Annotated in this window: 20 protein-coding genes; 9 read left to right on the top strand and 11 right to left on the bottom strand. The window is 54.2% G+C overall.

The window, feature by feature from the left end:
• Window positions 1-63: 63 nt before the first annotated feature.
• Complete coding sequence (gene aspA / locus O1723_RS19775; RefSeq protein WP_003855923.1) at window positions 64-1,500, bottom strand: aspartate ammonia-lyase; 1,437 nt, start codon at window positions 1,498-1,500, stop codon at window positions 64-66.
• Window positions 1,501-1,835: 335 nt separating this feature from the next.
• On the opposite strand from aspA, the gene O1723_RS19770 reads away from it, so the two are divergent.
• Entirely contained in the window at window positions 1,836-2,300 is a 465-nt protein-coding gene (locus O1723_RS19770; RefSeq protein ID WP_014882199.1) for an FxsA family protein, read from the top strand.
• A gap of 24 nt (window positions 2,301-2,324) precedes the next feature.
• Here O1723_RS19770 and yjeH read toward each other — a convergent pair whose 3' ends face one another.
• On the bottom strand, window positions 2,325-3,572 hold the full coding sequence (yjeH, locus tag O1723_RS19765) for an L-methionine/branched-chain amino acid transporter (RefSeq protein ID WP_014882200.1): 1,248 nt from the start codon (window positions 3,570-3,572) through the stop codon (window positions 2,325-2,327).
• A 179-nt stretch (window positions 3,573-3,751) separates the two neighbouring features.
• Here yjeH and O1723_RS19760 point away from each other — a divergent pair, with 179 nt between their 5' ends.
• Together O1723_RS19760 and groL are read left to right on the top strand one after the other, a co-directional pair.
• Window positions 3,752-4,045 (top strand): co-chaperone GroES, encoded by a 294-nt coding sequence (locus O1723_RS19760; RefSeq protein WP_003855929.1) that lies wholly within the window; start codon window positions 3,752-3,754, stop codon window positions 4,043-4,045.
• A 31-nt stretch (window positions 4,046-4,076) separates the two neighbouring features.
• Entirely contained in the window at window positions 4,077-5,720 is a 1,644-nt protein-coding gene (gene groL, locus O1723_RS19755) for a chaperonin GroEL (protein WP_014882201.1), read from the top strand.
• A 73-nt stretch (window positions 5,721-5,793) separates the two neighbouring features.
• Here groL and iadA read toward each other — a convergent pair whose 3' ends face one another.
• The 3 genes from iadA to O1723_RS19740 are packed head-to-tail and all read right to left on the bottom strand — an operon-like array spanning window position 5,794 to window position 8,075.
• Window positions 5,794-6,957, bottom strand: a complete 1,164-nt coding sequence (gene iadA / locus O1723_RS19750; RefSeq protein ID WP_248191060.1) for a beta-aspartyl-peptidase — start codon at window positions 6,955-6,957, stop codon at window positions 5,794-5,796.
• Window positions 6,958-6,967: 10 nt separating this feature from the next.
• Complete coding sequence (locus O1723_RS19745; RefSeq protein WP_014882203.1) at window positions 6,968-7,429, bottom strand: YjiG family protein; 462 nt, start codon at window positions 7,427-7,429, stop codon at window positions 6,968-6,970.
• The gene (locus O1723_RS19740) at window positions 7,410-8,075 is read right to left on the bottom strand and encodes a nucleoside recognition domain-containing protein (RefSeq protein WP_023331837.1); all 666 of its coding nucleotides are present in this window, start codon (window positions 8,073-8,075) and stop codon (window positions 7,410-7,412) included. Before O1723_RS19740 ends, O1723_RS19745 begins: the two co-directional genes overlap by 20 nt.
• 232 nt (window positions 8,076-8,307) lie before the next feature.
• Between O1723_RS19740 and O1723_RS19735 the strand changes: the two genes are divergently transcribed.
• Window positions 8,308-8,661, top strand: a complete 354-nt coding sequence (locus O1723_RS19735; protein WP_014882205.1) for a DUF4156 domain-containing protein — start codon at window positions 8,308-8,310, stop codon at window positions 8,659-8,661.
• A 65-nt stretch (window positions 8,662-8,726) separates the two neighbouring features.
• Here the strand turns inward: O1723_RS19735 and epmB are convergent, their stop codons facing one another.
• Entirely contained in the window at window positions 8,727-9,755 is a 1,029-nt protein-coding gene (gene epmB / locus O1723_RS19730) for an EF-P beta-lysylation protein EpmB (protein WP_014882206.1), read from the bottom strand.
• Window positions 9,756-9,795: 40 nt separating this feature from the next.
• Here epmB and efp point away from each other — a divergent pair, with 40 nt between their 5' ends.
• From efp to ecnB, 3 genes are all read left to right on the top strand, one after another.
• A complete protein-coding gene (gene efp, locus O1723_RS19725) occupies window positions 9,796-10,362 on the top strand; it encodes an elongation factor P (RefSeq protein ID WP_014882207.1) in 567 nt (188 codons plus the stop codon).
• 48 nt (window positions 10,363-10,410) lie between these two features.
• Window positions 10,411-10,542: an entericidin A/B family lipoprotein gene (locus O1723_RS19720; protein ID WP_013095266.1), complete on the top strand. Its 132-nt coding sequence runs from the start codon at window positions 10,411-10,413 to the stop codon at window positions 10,540-10,542.
• 108 nt (window positions 10,543-10,650) lie between these two features.
• A complete protein-coding gene (gene ecnB / locus O1723_RS19715; protein WP_003025482.1) occupies window positions 10,651-10,797 on the top strand; it encodes a lipoprotein toxin entericidin B in 147 nt (48 codons plus the stop codon).
• A 37-nt stretch (window positions 10,798-10,834) separates the two neighbouring features.
• On the opposite strand, the gene O1723_RS19710 is transcribed toward ecnB, so the two are convergent.
• Window positions 10,835-11,434: a helix-turn-helix transcriptional regulator gene (locus O1723_RS19710; protein ID WP_014882208.1), complete on the bottom strand. Its 600-nt coding sequence runs from the start codon at window positions 11,432-11,434 to the stop codon at window positions 10,835-10,837.
• Window positions 11,435-11,692: 258 nt separating this feature from the next.
• Here O1723_RS19710 and sugE point away from each other — a divergent pair, with 258 nt between their 5' ends.
• On the top strand, window positions 11,693-12,010 hold the full coding sequence (gene sugE, locus O1723_RS19705; RefSeq protein ID WP_014882209.1) for a quaternary ammonium compound efflux SMR transporter SugE: 318 nt from the start codon (window positions 11,693-11,695) through the stop codon (window positions 12,008-12,010).
• Here the strand turns inward: sugE and O1723_RS19700 are convergent.
• Together O1723_RS19700 and O1723_RS19695 are read right to left on the bottom strand one after the other, a co-directional pair.
• Entirely contained in the window at window positions 12,007-12,537 is a 531-nt protein-coding gene (locus tag O1723_RS19700; protein WP_014882210.1) for a lipocalin family protein, read from the bottom strand. The two genes, sugE and O1723_RS19700, sit on opposite strands and share 4 nt — an antisense overlap.
• 98 nt (window positions 12,538-12,635) lie before the next feature.
• Complete coding sequence (locus tag O1723_RS19695; protein ID WP_014882211.1) at window positions 12,636-13,781, bottom strand: cephalosporin-hydrolyzing class C beta-lactamase ACT-52; 1,146 nt, start codon at window positions 13,779-13,781, stop codon at window positions 12,636-12,638.
• 132 nt (window positions 13,782-13,913) lie between these two features.
• Here O1723_RS19695 and ampR point away from each other — a divergent pair, with 132 nt between their 5' ends.
• Window positions 13,914-14,789 (top strand): LysR family transcriptional regulator AmpR, encoded by an 876-nt coding sequence (ampR, locus tag O1723_RS19690; protein WP_014882212.1) that lies wholly within the window; start codon window positions 13,914-13,916, stop codon window positions 14,787-14,789.
• 29 nt (window positions 14,790-14,818) lie between these two features.
• Here the strand turns inward: ampR and frdD are convergent, their stop codons facing one another.
• Both frdD and frdC read right to left on the bottom strand, forming a co-directional pair.
• Window positions 14,819-15,178: a fumarate reductase subunit FrdD gene (frdD, locus tag O1723_RS19685; RefSeq protein WP_000609653.1), complete on the bottom strand. Its 360-nt coding sequence runs from the start codon at window positions 15,176-15,178 to the stop codon at window positions 14,819-14,821.
• A gap of 10 nt (window positions 15,179-15,188) precedes the next feature.
• Entirely contained in the window at window positions 15,189-15,584 is a 396-nt protein-coding gene (frdC, locus tag O1723_RS19680; protein ID WP_014882213.1) for a fumarate reductase subunit FrdC, read from the bottom strand.
• Window positions 15,585-15,588 lie beyond the last annotated feature (4 nt).

The following is a 15,588-nucleotide window of genomic DNA, read 5'->3' as shown; positions in this document are numbered from 1 at the left end:
AACGCCTAAAAAGAAAAAAGGCACGTCACAAGTGACGTGCCTTTAAAAGCCTAGCCTGAACGGTTACTGTTCGCTTTCATCGGTATATCGTTTCGCTTTATATGCCGGGTGCATCAGGTTCTGGGCGGAGAAGATATCGTCCAGCTCAGCCTCGGTCAACAGTCCGCGCTCCAGCACCACTTCACGCACGCTCTTACCGGTTTCGGCACAAATCTTACCGACGATGTCACCGTTATGGTGACCGATGAACGGGTTGAGGTAGGTGACGATCCCGATAGAGTTGTAAACGTAGCCTTCACACACTTCTTTATTTGCGGTAATGCCGTTAATGCATTTTTCCAGCAGGTTGTAGCAGGCGTTAGTCAGGATGTGGATAGATTCGAACATCGCCTGGCCAATCACGGGCTCCATTACGTTCAGCTGCAGCTGACCGGCCTCGGAGGCCATCGTCACGGTAGTGTCGTTACCGATGACTTTGAAGCAAACCTGGTTCACCACTTCTGGCACGACCGGGTTCACCTTAGCTGGCATGATGGACGAACCCGCCTGCAGCTCTGGCAGGTTGATTTCGTTCAGGCCAGCGCGCGGGCCGGAAGAGAGCAGGCGCAGGTCATTACAGATTTTGGACAGTTTCACCGCCAGACGTTTCAGTGCGCTGTGTACCATCACGTACGCGCCGCAGTCGGAGGTGGCTTCAATCAGGTCTTCCGCAGGCACGACCGGCAGGTTGGACACTTCAGCCAGCTTCTGAACCGCCAGCTGCTGATAGCCATCCGGGGTGTTCAGACGCGTACCGATGGCGGTTGCGCCCAGGTTCACTTCCAGTAGCAGCTCAGAGGTGCGCAGCAGGTTTTTGGTTTCTTCATTCAGCAGCACGTTAAATGCGTGGAATTCCTGGCCCAGCGTCATTGGCACTGCGTCCTGTAACTGGGTACGACCCATTTTCAGGATATCCTGGAACTCAACCGCTTTACGCTGGAAGCCATCGCCCAGTTGGTTGATGGCGTCCACCAGTTTCACCACGGAGGCATACACCGCGATACGGAAGCCGGTTGGGTAGGCGTCGTTGGTGGACTGGCATTTGTTAACGTGGTCGTTCGGGTTCAGGTACTGGTATTCACCTTTCTGATGACCCATCAGCTCCAGGCCGATGTTTGCCAGTACTTCGTTGGTATTCATGTTGACGGAGGTACCCGCGCCGCCCTGATAGACGTCAACCGGGAACTGGTCCATGCATTTGCCGTTGTTCAGCACTTCATCGCAGGCAGCGATAATCGCATTTGCCGCGCTTTTAGGAATGGTTTGCAGCTCTTTGTTGGCCAGCGCTGCGGCTTTCTTCACCATCACCATGCCACGGACAAACTCAGGGATATCGCTGATTTTGCTGTTGCTGATGTAGAAGTTTTCAATCGCTCTCAGAGTGTGAACACCATAGTAGGCATCCGCTGGAACTTCCCTGGTACCCAACAAGTCTTCTTCGATACGAATGTTGTTTAACATGTGAACCTTCTTTTCAAGCTGCCGATGGATTGTACTAAACACACAGTATATATGTGGTTTTGAATATTTTCTGACCGACGATTATTCCCTCAATCAGCCAGATGCTCGAGATCATATGCTGATGATAGCGAATTGCCGTAAGCTGGATCACTTATTATCGAGCCGATTCCATGATAATTATTAATCTGTGAAATGTGTCACCGCTTTAATATTTCCAGAAAAAATATCCGTGCAAACCGATTGAATTTTCGCTAACTGCCACCATTTCATACAAACGCGCGTCGCGAACACATTCAGACAGGGGCCTGACGGCACCTGCCCTACAGGAGATGCCAGTGCGCTGGATACCATTTATTGCTTTCTTTCTCTATGTTTACATTGAGATTTCCATTTTTATCCAGGTTGCCCATGTACTGGGCGTCCTGCTGACGCTGGTTCTGGTGATTTTCACCTCCGTCATCGGCATGTCGCTGGTGCGTAACCAGGGTTTCAAAAATTTCCTGATAATGCAGCAGAAGATGGCTGCAGGCGAAAGCCCGGCAGAAGAGATGATCAAAAGCGTGTCGCTGATTATCGCGGGTCTGCTGCTTATTCTGCCTGGCTTCTTTACCGACTTCCTCGGCCTTTTGCTGCTTCTGCCGCCAGTGCAAAAACACCTGACCATGAAGCTGCTGCCGCATCTGCGTTTTAGCCGTATGCCGGGTGGTGGCTTCAGTACGGGCCCGGGCGATACGTTTGAAGGGGAGTATCAGCGTAAGGATGAACAGCACGACCGTTTAGACCACAAAGACGATCGGTGATTTCTATGCCCGGTGGTGCATCGCTCACCGGGCCTGCGGGTTTTGCCGCTTCGGTAAAAACAGCCACAGCCCTGCCAGCATGACGATGGCATACACACTCTTCCATCCCACCATTGCCAGCAACAGCAGGCAAAGCACACCCCCGACGACCGCCAGTGCTTTATAGCGGCCTTCCAGCAGACGACAGCCCGCAAGCATGCACAGCAGATAGATCATAATGAAAATGCCGTTGGCGTAGACGATCAGGGCATCCAGATTGATTTTCAGTACGTAAATACCCAGCGTACTCAACACGCAGCAGCCTAGCACGGTATTCAGTGCATTCACCGGAAGTTGACGTTTGGACAACTGCGCAAGACGGCTTTCAGGATTATAAAGCGCCTGCGACCACACCAGACGGGCAAAGCTCTGGATATAAATATTCAGGCTGGCAAAACAGGCGAGATAGCCAATCATACATGCGACCCACAGCGCTTTTACGCCAAACAGGTGTACCACTATGCCCGGCAGTGACGCGGCAGCCGCTTTATCCGCACCGAATGCGTTGAAGTGCAATACCAGCACGGTGCAGGCCCAGTAAACTGTTCCTGCCAGCAGCAGGCCAATCATCAGCGCGCGCGGAAAATCGCGCTCAGGCTGCTTAAATTCAGAGGCCAGATGGGCGAACGCTTCGAGACCCACAAAACACCAGAACATAACGGCAAGGGCGGCGAAAAGCTGTGAATGGTCAATGTTTGTCGCTGCCGGGAAGGGAATGTCCTTAATTGTGATATCGCCCGCCCACCAGACAGCCGCGACGAGCGCAACAATCAGTACCGCAACCAGCGTCTGCAGGTTTGCACTTGAGCTGGCACCGCGTGAGCCCACCCACCAGACAATGGCCAGCGTACCCAGTTCAGCCAGCAGGAGCTGCTCGTTATGCCAGCCAAACAGCGCCTGTCCAAAGCCGGTTGCAATATGCAATGCCGCAGGAAGACCCACCGGGATCACCGAGAGAAACAGCCAGCCGGTAACACGCTTCAGTCGCGGGCCAAACGCCAGCCCGACAAAGTGCGCCACACCGCCTGCGTCAGGGAAGTGCCGCCCGAGGATGGCAAACACAATGGCTATCGGAAACACCAGCACAATCAGCACCGGCCACGCCCACAGGCTGTTATTGCCTGCTACCAGCGCCGCCAATGCGGGTACGGCAAATACGCCCGTACCTAACAAGGAGGTTGAGAGCAGGCCAACGCCCTGCGCCAGTCCCAACTCCTGTTTAAGTCCACTCATTGACATCGTCCTGCCAATACCAAAAGAGAGGGGATGGTAACACTTTCGCAAAATTTTTTTTCAACTCCCCCTTGAAGGGGGAAAAAGCTATCCCCATCTCTCAGGGCACTAGTCGGAAAACCGCATGCGGGCCGGCGTCATCCATAACTGATAATGACTTTCTCAAAGGAGAGCTATCAATGAGTATTCGTCCGTTACATGATCGTGTGATCGTCAAACGTAAAGAAGTTGAAACCAAGTCTGCTGGCGGCATCGTTCTGACCGGTTCTGCTGCAGCCAAATCAACGCGTGGCGAAATCATCGCTGTCGGTAAGGGCCGCATCCTGGAAAACGGAACTGTGCAGCCGCTGGACGTTAAAGTTGGTGACATCGTAATTTTCAACGATGGCTACGGCGTGAAATCCGAGAAGATCGACAATGAAGAAGTGTTGATCATGTCCGAGAGCGACATTCTGGCAATTGTTGAAGCGTAATTTACGCACGAGAATTTGAGGAAATAAGAACATGGCAGCTAAAGACGTAAAATTCGGTAACGACGCTCGTGTAAAAATGCTCCGCGGCGTAAACGTACTGGCCGATGCAGTTAAAGTGACCCTGGGCCCGAAAGGCCGTAACGTAGTGCTGGATAAATCCTTCGGCGCGCCAACCATCACCAAAGATGGTGTTTCTGTAGCACGTGAAATCGAACTGGAAGACAAGTTCGAAAACATGGGTGCGCAGATGGTGAAAGAAGTTGCCTCTAAAGCGAACGATGCTGCAGGTGACGGTACCACCACCGCGACCGTACTGGCGCAGGCTATCATCACTGAAGGTCTGAAAGCCGTTGCTGCGGGCATGAACCCAATGGATCTGAAACGTGGTATCGACAAAGCTGTCGCTTCCGCTGTTGAAGAGCTGAAAGCGCTGTCCGTACCGTGCTCTGACTCCAAAGCCATTGCTCAGGTAGGTACCATCTCCGCTAACTCCGACGAAACCGTAGGTAAACTGATCGCTGAAGCGATGGACAAAGTCGGTAAAGAAGGCGTTATCACCGTTGAAGACGGTACCGGTCTGGAAGACGAACTGGACGTGGTTGAAGGTATGCAGTTCGACCGCGGCTACCTGTCTCCATACTTCATCAACAAGCCAGAGACTGGCGCTGTTGAGCTGGAAAGCCCGTTCATCCTGCTGGCTGACAAGAAAATCTCCAACATCCGCGAAATGCTGCCAGTGCTGGAAGCCGTTGCGAAAGCAGGCAAACCGCTGGTTATCATCGCTGAAGATGTTGAAGGCGAAGCGCTGGCGACCCTGGTGGTTAACACCATGCGTGGCATCGTGAAAGTGGCTGCGGTTAAAGCACCTGGCTTCGGCGATCGTCGTAAAGCGATGCTGCAGGATATCGCTACCCTGACTGGCGGTACCGTTATCTCTGAAGAGATCGGTATGGAGCTGGAAAAAGCGACCCTGGAAGACCTGGGCCAGGCAAAACGCGTTGTGATCAACAAAGACACCACCACCATCATCGACGGTGTGGGTGAAGAAGCCGCTATTCAGGGCCGTGTTGGTCAGATCCGTAAGCAGATCGAAGAAGCAACCTCTGATTACGACCGTGAAAAACTGCAGGAGCGCGTAGCGAAACTGGCAGGCGGTGTCGCCGTTATCAAAGTCGGTGCTGCGACCGAAGTTGAAATGAAAGAGAAAAAAGCGCGCGTTGACGATGCCCTGCACGCGACCCGTGCTGCGGTAGAAGAAGGCGTGGTTGCTGGTGGTGGCGTTGCGCTGGTGCGTGTTGCCGCTAAACTGGCTGGCCTGACTGCACAGAACGAAGACCAGAACGTGGGTATCAAAGTTGCGCTGCGCGCAATGGAAGCGCCTCTGCGTCAGATCGTTTCTAACGCCGGTGAAGAGCCATCTGTGGTTGCGAACAACGTGAAAGCGGGCGAAGGTAACTACGGTTACAACGCGGCAACTGAAGAATACGGCAACATGATCGACTTCGGTATTCTGGACCCAACTAAAGTTACCCGTTCTGCTCTGCAGTATGCGGCATCTGTAGCTGGCCTGATGATCACTACCGAGTGCATGGTTACTGATATGCCTAAAGGCGACGCGCCTGACTTAGGTGCTGCTGGTATGGGCGGCATGGGTGGTATGGGCGGCATGATGTAATCATGTTGTTCTGAACCTCTCAGAACGAACCCCGGGCAGCGATGCCCGGGGTTTTTTATTGCCTGTCCAGCAGCTACTCAAAGGTGCCTTTCACGCACACAACACCTTCGCGCACCATCTGGCGGCCTTTCGCCCAGACCTCGTGGATTTTTAGATCGTCCGTCAACACCAGGAAATCGGCATCGCATCCGGGCGCGATCCGTCCTTTATGCTCCAGCCCGAGAAACTCCGCCACATTACGCGTAAATGGCAGAAGCGCCTCCTCCAGCGGCAGGTGATAGCGGCTGACCAACTGCTGAAGGGTTTCCGGAAGGGATTCGAACCCTGCCACGCCAATGCCTACCAGGTTGCCATTTGCGTCAAAATTCGGCTGGCTACCGTTACCGTCCGAGCTGAGCGTGAGACGGTTAAACGGCACCTGCGCTTCGCGGGCTGTCGCAATGGCGGTGGCGGCATCAATGGGTTCGCTGATGCTGGTGGTGATATCGATATAACCCCCTTCGCGAGCATAGTTTAGCGCGGCGAGGAAGAGCGCCTCACCGCGGTTAACGTGGGTGGGCAGCAGCTTCTTGCGGGGAACGTCAGCGTTATTCAGAATGTTAAGGAGCGGCTCCAGCAGCTTCGGGCTGTTGCCGAGGTGAAAAACGGAGATACCCGCTTTGGCACCCAATAGCCCGCCGACGCGTGGCTGGGCGGCCATGCTGGCGAGCCGATCGTCCGCTGGCGCGGAAGAGCGATGATCGGAAATCGCGCATTTCACACCAATGATTTTGTCGATCAGCGCCACATCTTTTTCAATACTGCCGGTAATCGTCGGAGAAGGCAGTCCGTACGCGCCCGTCAGCATCCACGCGCTGATCCCTTCATGCTCAAGCGCGCGTGTTTTTGCCAGCAGTGATTCAGGGTGTCGGGTGACGCCGTCGGTGCCCAGCAGGCCAACCACGGAGGTGATACCTGCTGCTACCAGCGCAGACAGCCGCACCTCCGGCGTGCGGGTGTGGGGCCCCGCTTCACCGCCGCCACCGATGAGATGCACGTGCTGATCGATAAATCCCGGGCAAATCACCGCTCCGGCGAGATCGGTTTCAGGACACGCCATCCGCGTTGTTGCATGCCCCGCTTTTTCGAACGCAACAATTTTTCCCCCAGCGATCAGCAGATCGCAATGTCCCCGATCCTCCGGGGCGTAGAGATGTGCGTTGCGGAAAAGATGGGGTTCCAGCACTGAAAAATCCATTTTTATCTCCTCAGAAGAGTAGCTGCATCACCCACATTGAGAGCAGGGCGTTAATGACACAAACCGTAATAATGTGCGGGTAATATTTCGGATTCACGCCTGCGGTACCCAGGCAGCGGCCGGTATTTTGCACCGGATTGCCCATCAAATAGATGGCGGGCAGCAGGATGGTGGCATCGTGACCGTTGAGTGAGCCGGCGGCGACCAGACTGGCGCAGACCCCCACGCCGCCGCCCATACTCATCACCGAGGCCAGAAGGACCGTTGCCGCCGCGCCTGGAAGCCCCCAGAGCGCCATGACGGGCTCGCAAACATTGCCCACGATATCCAGCAGGCCCGTCACCTTCAGCGCCTGAATAATGACAAATGCCATGACCACGTTTGGCAGCAGGCTGGTGGTCGCGATGGTAAAGCCGCGACGGGCACCATCAATAAACATGTCCATGATATTTTTACGCGGCTGGGCGATCATTTTTTTCCTCCTGAATACGATGATCTTCCATACGGGCGATCCACAGTCGCAGGAAGTTAGCACCAACAAATTTGAATACCAGAATGACGGCCAGCGGCGCGATCACCGGGACGGTAATAAACGTGAAAAGCGCGGCGCCGGAAGAAAAATAGTTGGTAATAATGGCGCTTCCGCTGGTCTGGAAGGTAGCGAAAATGGCGCGTTCATGGTCGGTAATTGCTCCGTCGTCGGTCAGCTCTTTGGTCATACCTGCCGCCGCATCGGTGTTTTGCAGGTTGGCGATAAGGGCCAGAGAGCAGATCCCCGGCACGCCAAGCAGCGGACGCAAAATAGGCGTCATCAGCTGTTGTGCGGCACGCAGTCCGCCCAGACCTTCGGTGACGGCAATGATCCCGAGCGATAAAATGACCGAGGGCGCCAGTTCAAGGGCAAATAAAAACCCGTCTTTCGCCCCCGTTCCGCCCGTGCCGCGAAACGTCAGGGCGCCGTTGACCGGTCCAAAGCTACCGTTTAAGACGGTAAAGTCCAGCACGCGCCACCATTCAGTACTTTTGGCGAAAAAACCGGAGAAAAATACGATGGTGAGTACAAACGCCAGATAGCCTACCCATGTCACTTTTTCCTCTCCTGAGGATGATGCACTCATGAAACCCCCTTTTTCATTGCGTACAAAAGTTGTACGTCGCACCACTACATACGATCGAGGGCTAAAACACGATATCCCAAAGGCTATTATCAGAATTCATTTAAGATGTCGGAGGAGTGCCTGGCGGAATCTGGCTCGCAGAAATGCTCGGCATTTTTCTTTTGGTCATCTTTTAGGTATAAGATTTAGACACGGACAACTACTGTCCAGCTTATTGAAAACGAGGAATAACATGCGCGTAAAAGTCTGTGCAGGGATTGTAGGGGCAGCATTGCTGCTGGCGGGTTGTAGCTCCAGCAATGAGCTGTCGGCGGCGGGCCAGGGTGTTCGCTTTGTGGAAGATAAGCCGGGTAGCGAATGCCAGCTGTTAGGCACAGCCACGGGCGAGCAAAGCAACTGGATGTCGGGACAGCATGGTGAAGAGGGCGGCTCTATGCGCGGTGCGGCGAATGCCCTGCGTAACCAGGCTGCGGCGATGGGCGGCAATGTGATTTACGGCGTGAGTAGCCCAACGCAGGGAATGCTCTCCAGCTTCGTGCCAACCGCCAGCCAGATGAGCGGCCAGGTCTACAAGTGCCCGAACTGAGTTAACGCGGTGATGGCGTTGCGCCCGGACCCTGTAGGGCAGGTAAGCGTAGCGCCACCTGCCTTTTAGTGCTGCCGCAGCTGCAAATCCAGCGGCGTCTTACTTGGCTCTCCGCCAATTTCGCGCGCCAGCTTGGGTACCATATAACCTGAAACCAGCGTTAACAGCTCGCGCATAATCTGTCGGGCTTCTTCATCGGTCACCATGAAGTGCGCCGCACCCTGCACGCGATCCAGCACATGCAGGTAATAGGGCAAGACACCCGCATCAAACAGGGCGTTGCTGAGGTCGGCCAGCACGCGGGCGCTATCATTTACCCCACGCAGCAGCACGCTCTGGTTTAGTAGCGTGACCCCCACTTTACGCAGGCGCGCCATGGCCGCGCGAAATGCATCGTCAATTTCATTCGCGTGGTTAATATGGTTCACCAGCAGCACCTGCAAGCGGGATTGCGCCAGGCGCGACACCAGCCCGTCAGTAATGCGTGCCGGAATGACAATCGGTAAACGGCTGTGAATACGCAGACGTTTGATGTGCGGGATGGCCTCAAGCTGGGTTAATAGCCAGTCCAGCTCATGATCTTTTGCCATCAGCGGGTCACCGCCGGAAAAAATAATCTCATCCAGCTCTGAATGGGCGGCGATATAGTCCAGCGCGACCTGCCAGTTGCGCTTATTTCCCTGGTTTTCGGCGTAAGGGAAGTGCCGACGGAAGCAATAACGGCAATTTACCGCGCAGCCGCCTTTGACCAGCAGCAGGGCGCGGTTGAGATACTTATGCAGTAAACCCGGTACCACACTGTTCTGCTCTTCCAGGGGATCGGTGCTGTACCCTGGTGCAGTAATGAACTCATCCTGCAAGGTAATGATTTGTTTTAAAAGCGGATCGTCAGGATTGCCTTTCTCCATGCGCGCAACAAACGCGCGTGGAACGCGTAGGGCGAAAAGGCGCTTTGCCTCGCGGCCCGCAAGCAACTCTGGGTGCTGATCGAGGTCTAAAAGACGCAGCAATTCATCAGGACTGGTGATTACATCGGCAAGTTGCGATAACCAATCTTCTCTGGACGGGGTGTTTAGGGTTACAATATGCGCCATTTTGTGGCTTAGCTACCAGTTAACAAATTTAGAGGGCCTTATGGCAACGTACTATAGCAACGATTTTCGTGCTGGTCTTAAAATCATGATGGACGGCGAACCGTACGCGGTTGAAGCCAGCGAATTCGTTAAACCAGGAAAAGGCCAGGCATTCGCACGCGTTAAGCTGCGCCGCCTGCTGACCGGTACCCGCGTTGAGAAAACTTTCAAGTCTACCGACTCCGCTGAAGGCGCAGATGTTGTGGATATGAACCTGACTTACCTGTACAACGACGGTGAGTTCTGGCACTTCATGAACAACGAAACCTTCGAGCAGCTGTCTGCTGACGCGAAAGCGATTGGCGATAGCGAAAAATGGCTGCTGGATCAGGCTGAGTGCATCGTGACCCTGTGGAACGGTCAGCCTATCGCTGTTACTCCACCAAACTTTGTTGAGCTGGAAATCGTTGAAACCGATCCAGGTCTGAAAGGTGACACTGCCGGTACTGGCGGTAAACCAGCGACGCTGTCTACCGGTGCTGTGGTTAAAGTGCCACTGTTCGTACAGACTGGCGAAGTGATCAAAGTGGATACCCGCTCCGGCGAATACGTATCACGCGTGAAGTAATAGTCAGGGCGCAGCGCCCGCTGCGCCTGATTTTTGCAGGCAGGGATGATGAAACGTACCGTTAAAATTCTGCTTCTGTTAGCGCTCTCCAGTGCATTGCTTTCCGGCTGTAACACCACGCGCGGCATGGGGGAAGATATCCAGGATCTTGGGCATATCATTTCTCACGCGGCCAGCTAAGCTCGTCTAATTTTCCGAAAAATGCTTCCTTGTCCGTCAATCGGCGGGATCTTGTCTATTCTTAAGTTGCTATACACAAAACAACTTTGGCTATAAAAGGAAGATATTATGGTTAAGAAGACAATTGCAGCGATCTTTTCAGTCCTGGTACTTTCTTCAGTATTAACTGCCTGTAATACCACGCGTGGCGTTGGTCAGGATATTTCTGAAGGTGGTAGTGCAATCTCTGGTGCGGCAACAAAAGCACAGCAGTAATTAATTAACGGTACGGAACCAGAAGGGTTTCGTACCGTCAGTTTTCTGTACCCTGCGGAGATAAAAACGGGGAAAAGCGCGTGTCCATATGCAGCTTCATGCGGATATTTCGCTTGTAGGTATATACCGTTTTCCCATTGATACTCAGGTGAGCGGCAATTTTTTGATTGCTTGCGCCGTCCATCCACATTGTCAGCACTTTCTCCTCCTGGCGGGTCAGCAACGGCGTGGCCACTGTTGGTCTGTGCGTGTCTGAGCCCGAAATTAAAGCGTCATTAATAACCGTGGCGAGTTCCTCAAGACGGGCATTTTTCATGAGTGAAGACCAGACAGGGAAGTTCTCCAGCCAGGCCGTCATGTCTCTGTCCTCTCGCGATTGCAACATAATAAAGGGGAGTTTTTCGCTGGCATTCAGTAAGGAAGAGAATTGCTGGAAATGGGGAGTATCCTGCCTGAAACCATGCAGGTCAGCGATAACCAGTGAGGGTTTCCATTGCAGAATGTGCTCTCTGGCGAGGAAAAGATTGTTCAGCCCGGTCACAACGTAATGTCCCGGGAATAAACCGGAATGATTGAGCCATGCTTCAAACCCCGCGCGGGTAAAGTGACAACGGTCAATCAAAAGTATTTTGAACATATTTTATTCGCAGTCGGCTAGTGGTTTGGCTTCCTGCCATCAGAAAGCACATCATCATAGAGAAGTCCGATGAGTAATAAATGCCTGAACTGCGCGCCTTACTGCGGCTATTTCTGGCCTTAAGGGGGTCAGCAGAAAATGATTGAAAAAAAATCGCACGTTAACCAAAATATGAGGCGTTATCTGCCTTGCGGGACGACCCGTAAGCGCTTTCTTCATCGGGGACGGCCCCAACTTATTTAAGTTAAGGAGCCTGAAATGTCCTGGATTATTCTTTTTATTGCCGGCCTGCTCGAAGTGGTATGGGCGATTGGTCTTAAGTACACACACGGTTTTACCCGCCTGACGCCCAGCGTCATTACCGTTTCTGCGATGATAGTGAGTATTGTTCTGCTCTCATGGGCGATGCGTTCCCTGCCCGTGGGAACAGCCTATGCTGTCTGGACGGGGATTGGTGCCGTGGGGGCTGCAATTACCGGTATTCTGTTGCTGGGTGAGTCAGCGAGCCTGGCGCGTATCGCCAGCCTCGCCCTGATTGTGGCCGGTATCATTGGACTGAAGCTCAGCACCCATTAGTGGGGCTGTTTAACCCAGATGAGTTTCGACACATCAAACCCTTGCCGGGTCGCGACATCCAGCATCTGCTGTTTCATCTCCGACGAAATGGTTGGCGTGCGGGAAAGAATCCACAGATAGTTGCGATCCGGCCCGCAGACCAGTGCGTGACGGTACTCTCTGTCGAGCGCTATCACGTTATAGCCGCCATAGAAGGGGCCAATGAAAGAGACTTTGAGCGCGGCCCGTCGCGGGTCGCCGGTGAAGTATGCTTTCCCGACAGACTGCTGCCACATCTGCCGATCGGGGTTATAGCCCCGGTTGATAACCTGAATACCCCCATCCTCCATCGTGCTGTAATGTGCAGTCACCTTCTCTAAACCCTGTTCGAACCGATGGTCGAGGCGGGCGATTTCATACCATGTTCCGAGAAAGCGTTGTGCGTCAAAAGGCGTGACGACAGTGACACCAGGAGGTGGGGTAGGGGAACTGCAGGCAACCACTAAAAACGCGGCTGTCACCGCGGCGATAACAGGCAGAATGCGCATAGGAGTTTCCTTACTGTTTTTTGTTAAGTGTAGATGACAGCAGGGAAAATGCGGGAATTTTGCAGGCCGGGTGGGCATCAGCGCCACCCGGCAAGGTTTTACTGCAGAGCGCTCAGAATACGGTATGCCGCTTCCACGCGCGCCGGGTTCGGGTAGCTCTTGTTCGCCAGCATAACAATGCCGAGTTCCTTCTCAGGAATAAATGCGACATAGCTGCCGAATCCACCCGTCGAGCCTGTTTTATGTACCCATGATGCTTTTACTGGCGGAGCTGGAGGGTTCACTTCTGCCACCGGTAACGGTGCAAGAGCCACCTTGTTATCGCTGCCCTCCACGACGGTTTTGGCTTCTACCGGCCAGTTGAGCATCTCCCAGCCCAGACCCTGATACATGGCACCCACGCGCCAGTAGCGAGACTGTGCCAGGGCAATACCCTGTTTCAGCGTTGAATCCGGAAGGGCGGCAGGGTTCATGTTGGCCTTCACCCAGCTCGATATATCCTGGACGTTGGTTTTGACACCATACGCTTCGGCATCCAGCATTCCCGGTGAAACGTGGACCGCTTTACCATCACGGTATCCCCAGGCGTAATGCGCCTCTTCTTCTTTCGGAACGTTAATCCATGTATGGTCCAGTTTGAGTGGCTTGAAGACCCGCTTCGTCATGGCCTGTTCAAAGCTCATACCGGAGGGTTTAACCGCGAGGGCGCCAAAAAGCCCGATGCTGGCGTTCGCATAAAGACGCGTTGCGCCTGGTTTCCACTGCGGTTGCCAGTGTTGATAGAAACGCAGCAGGGAGGCGTTATCCGTGACCTCATCCGGCACCTGTAGCGGCAGGCCACCCGCGGTGTAGGTCGCCAGATCCAACATGCGAATACCCTGCCACTGCTTGCCTGTTAGCTCGGGCCAGTACTTTGTCACGGGGTCGCCCAGCGATATTTCTCCGCGCGCAATCGCATCGCCACCTAATACGCCGGTGAAGGTTTTACTTATAGAGCCCAGTTCAAACAGGGTTTGCGGGGTGACAGGTTTGTTCGCCGCAACATCGGCCTTTCCGAAGGTAAAGTAGTGCGGCTGACCCTGATAAATCACCGCTACCGCCATGCCCGGAATGGCTTGCGCTTTCATCAGGGGGGTAACGGTACGTTCCACCACGTCAGACAGCTGTTTCTCTGACATCGGCGCGGCGAGAACAGAGCAGGAGGTGCTGAGCAGCAGGGCACAGCAAAGGGATTTTGTCTTCATCAGTTATCTTCCGTAATAGCGGTTCAAGGGAGTGTCCGGGCCCGTCAGACCTCAGTAGTCTGTTGGATTTGACTGTGGCTGACAAACGGTTAAATTTAGCATTAGCTGTTAATTTTTCTAACGGATGTAATGATGACCCGCAGCTATCTCCCGCTTAATTCCCTTCGCGCTTTCGAAGCGGCCGCCAGACACCTCAGTTTTACGCATGCCGCGATAGAGCTGAACGTGACCCACTCTGCCATCAGCCAGCACGTTAAAGCGCTGGAGCAGCATCTGAATTGTCAGCTGTTTGTCCGCGTTTCGCGCGGGCTGATGCTGACCACGGAAGGTGAAAACTTGCTGCCGGTGTTGAATGATTCATTCGATCGGATCGCCGGAATGCTGGATCGCTTTGCCAGTCATCGCGCCCAGGAGAAGCTAAAAGTGGGTGTGGTCGGCACCTTTGCTACCGGTGTTTTATTCTCGCAGCTCGCGGACTTTCGTCGCTGCTATCCGCATATCGATCTTCATCTTTCGACCCATAACAACCGCGTCGATCCCGCGGCGGAAGGGCTGGATTATACGATTCGCTACGGTGGCGGGGCGTGGCACGGCACTGAAGCACAGTTCCTGTGTTCTGCACCGCTGTCCCCGCTTTGCTCACCCGATATTGCTCTCGGGCTCCAGTCTCCGGCCGACATTCTGAAGTTTACCCTGCTGCGCTCCTACCGACGCGACGAATGGTCGGCGTGGATGCAGGCGGCAGGTGAACATCCCCCGTCACCCACGCATCGGGTGATGGTCTTTGATTCGTCCGTGACCATGCTGGAAGCCGCGCAGGCAGGTGTGGGCATCGCCATAGCACCTGTGGATATGTTTACCCATCTGCTCAATAGCGAGCGTATCGTGCAGCCGTTTGCCACCCGGATTGACCTGGGGAGTTACTGGCTCACGCGATTACAGTCGAGGGCTGAAACCCCCGCAATGCATGAGTTTGCTCAATGGCTGGTGGGAAAAATGCAGAAATAAAAGGCCCGCCGGAGGGCGGGCCAAATGTATCAGATAGTGACCACGGCAATCAGCGTCACCACGGTCAGGATGGTCGCCAGACCGTAGAATACCCATTTACCGCTCGGTACATGGATTTTCAGGTCATGCATCGCATGGTGAATACGGTGCAGGCCACACCACAGCGGCAGGACGATCATCAGGAAGATGAATACCCGACCAATAAAGCTGCTCGCAAACGCCAGCACGCGTTCGTAGCTCAGCGCATCGCCCGGGAATAACCCCAGCGGCAGCATAATCCCGACCAGCAGAATGATCACCGGCGCGATGATGGCGCTCCACATGCCGCCTGCGCCAAACAGGCCCCAGAAGACCGGCTCGTCTGAACGTTTTGGATTTGGATTAATCACAGTCGTCTCCTTACCAGAACAGTGCGACAAACAGAATGACCACAGTGACCAGGATCGTCACTCCCCATAGCCCTTTAATCACCGGCTCTGGCCCCATTTTCTCGCCTTTTACGATGATGTTTGCCGCTTTTGGCGCCAGTTCAAACCAGGTTTTGGTATGAAGCAGCGCTGCCGCGAGCACGATCAGGTTCAGAATTACAATGATGGGGTTTTGCAGGAAACCGACAAAGTTCGCCCAGGTTTCCGGCCCGTGCTTGAGGGCAAAAACGCCATACATCAGCTCAAGGCTGAACCAGACCGCCGGTACCGCCGTGCCTTCACGCAGCATGTAGAAGCGATAAAACGGCAGGTTTTTCCACCAGGTGGACGGCACTGGCCGCACATAGGCTTTGCGTTTAGTCGTCATCATG

The organism is Enterobacter cloacae complex sp. HYC080_NIDB, assembly GCF_056673325.1.
The sequence above is the reverse complement of the archived record's forward strand: the minus strand, read 5'-3'. Positions and strand labels throughout refer to the sequence as shown.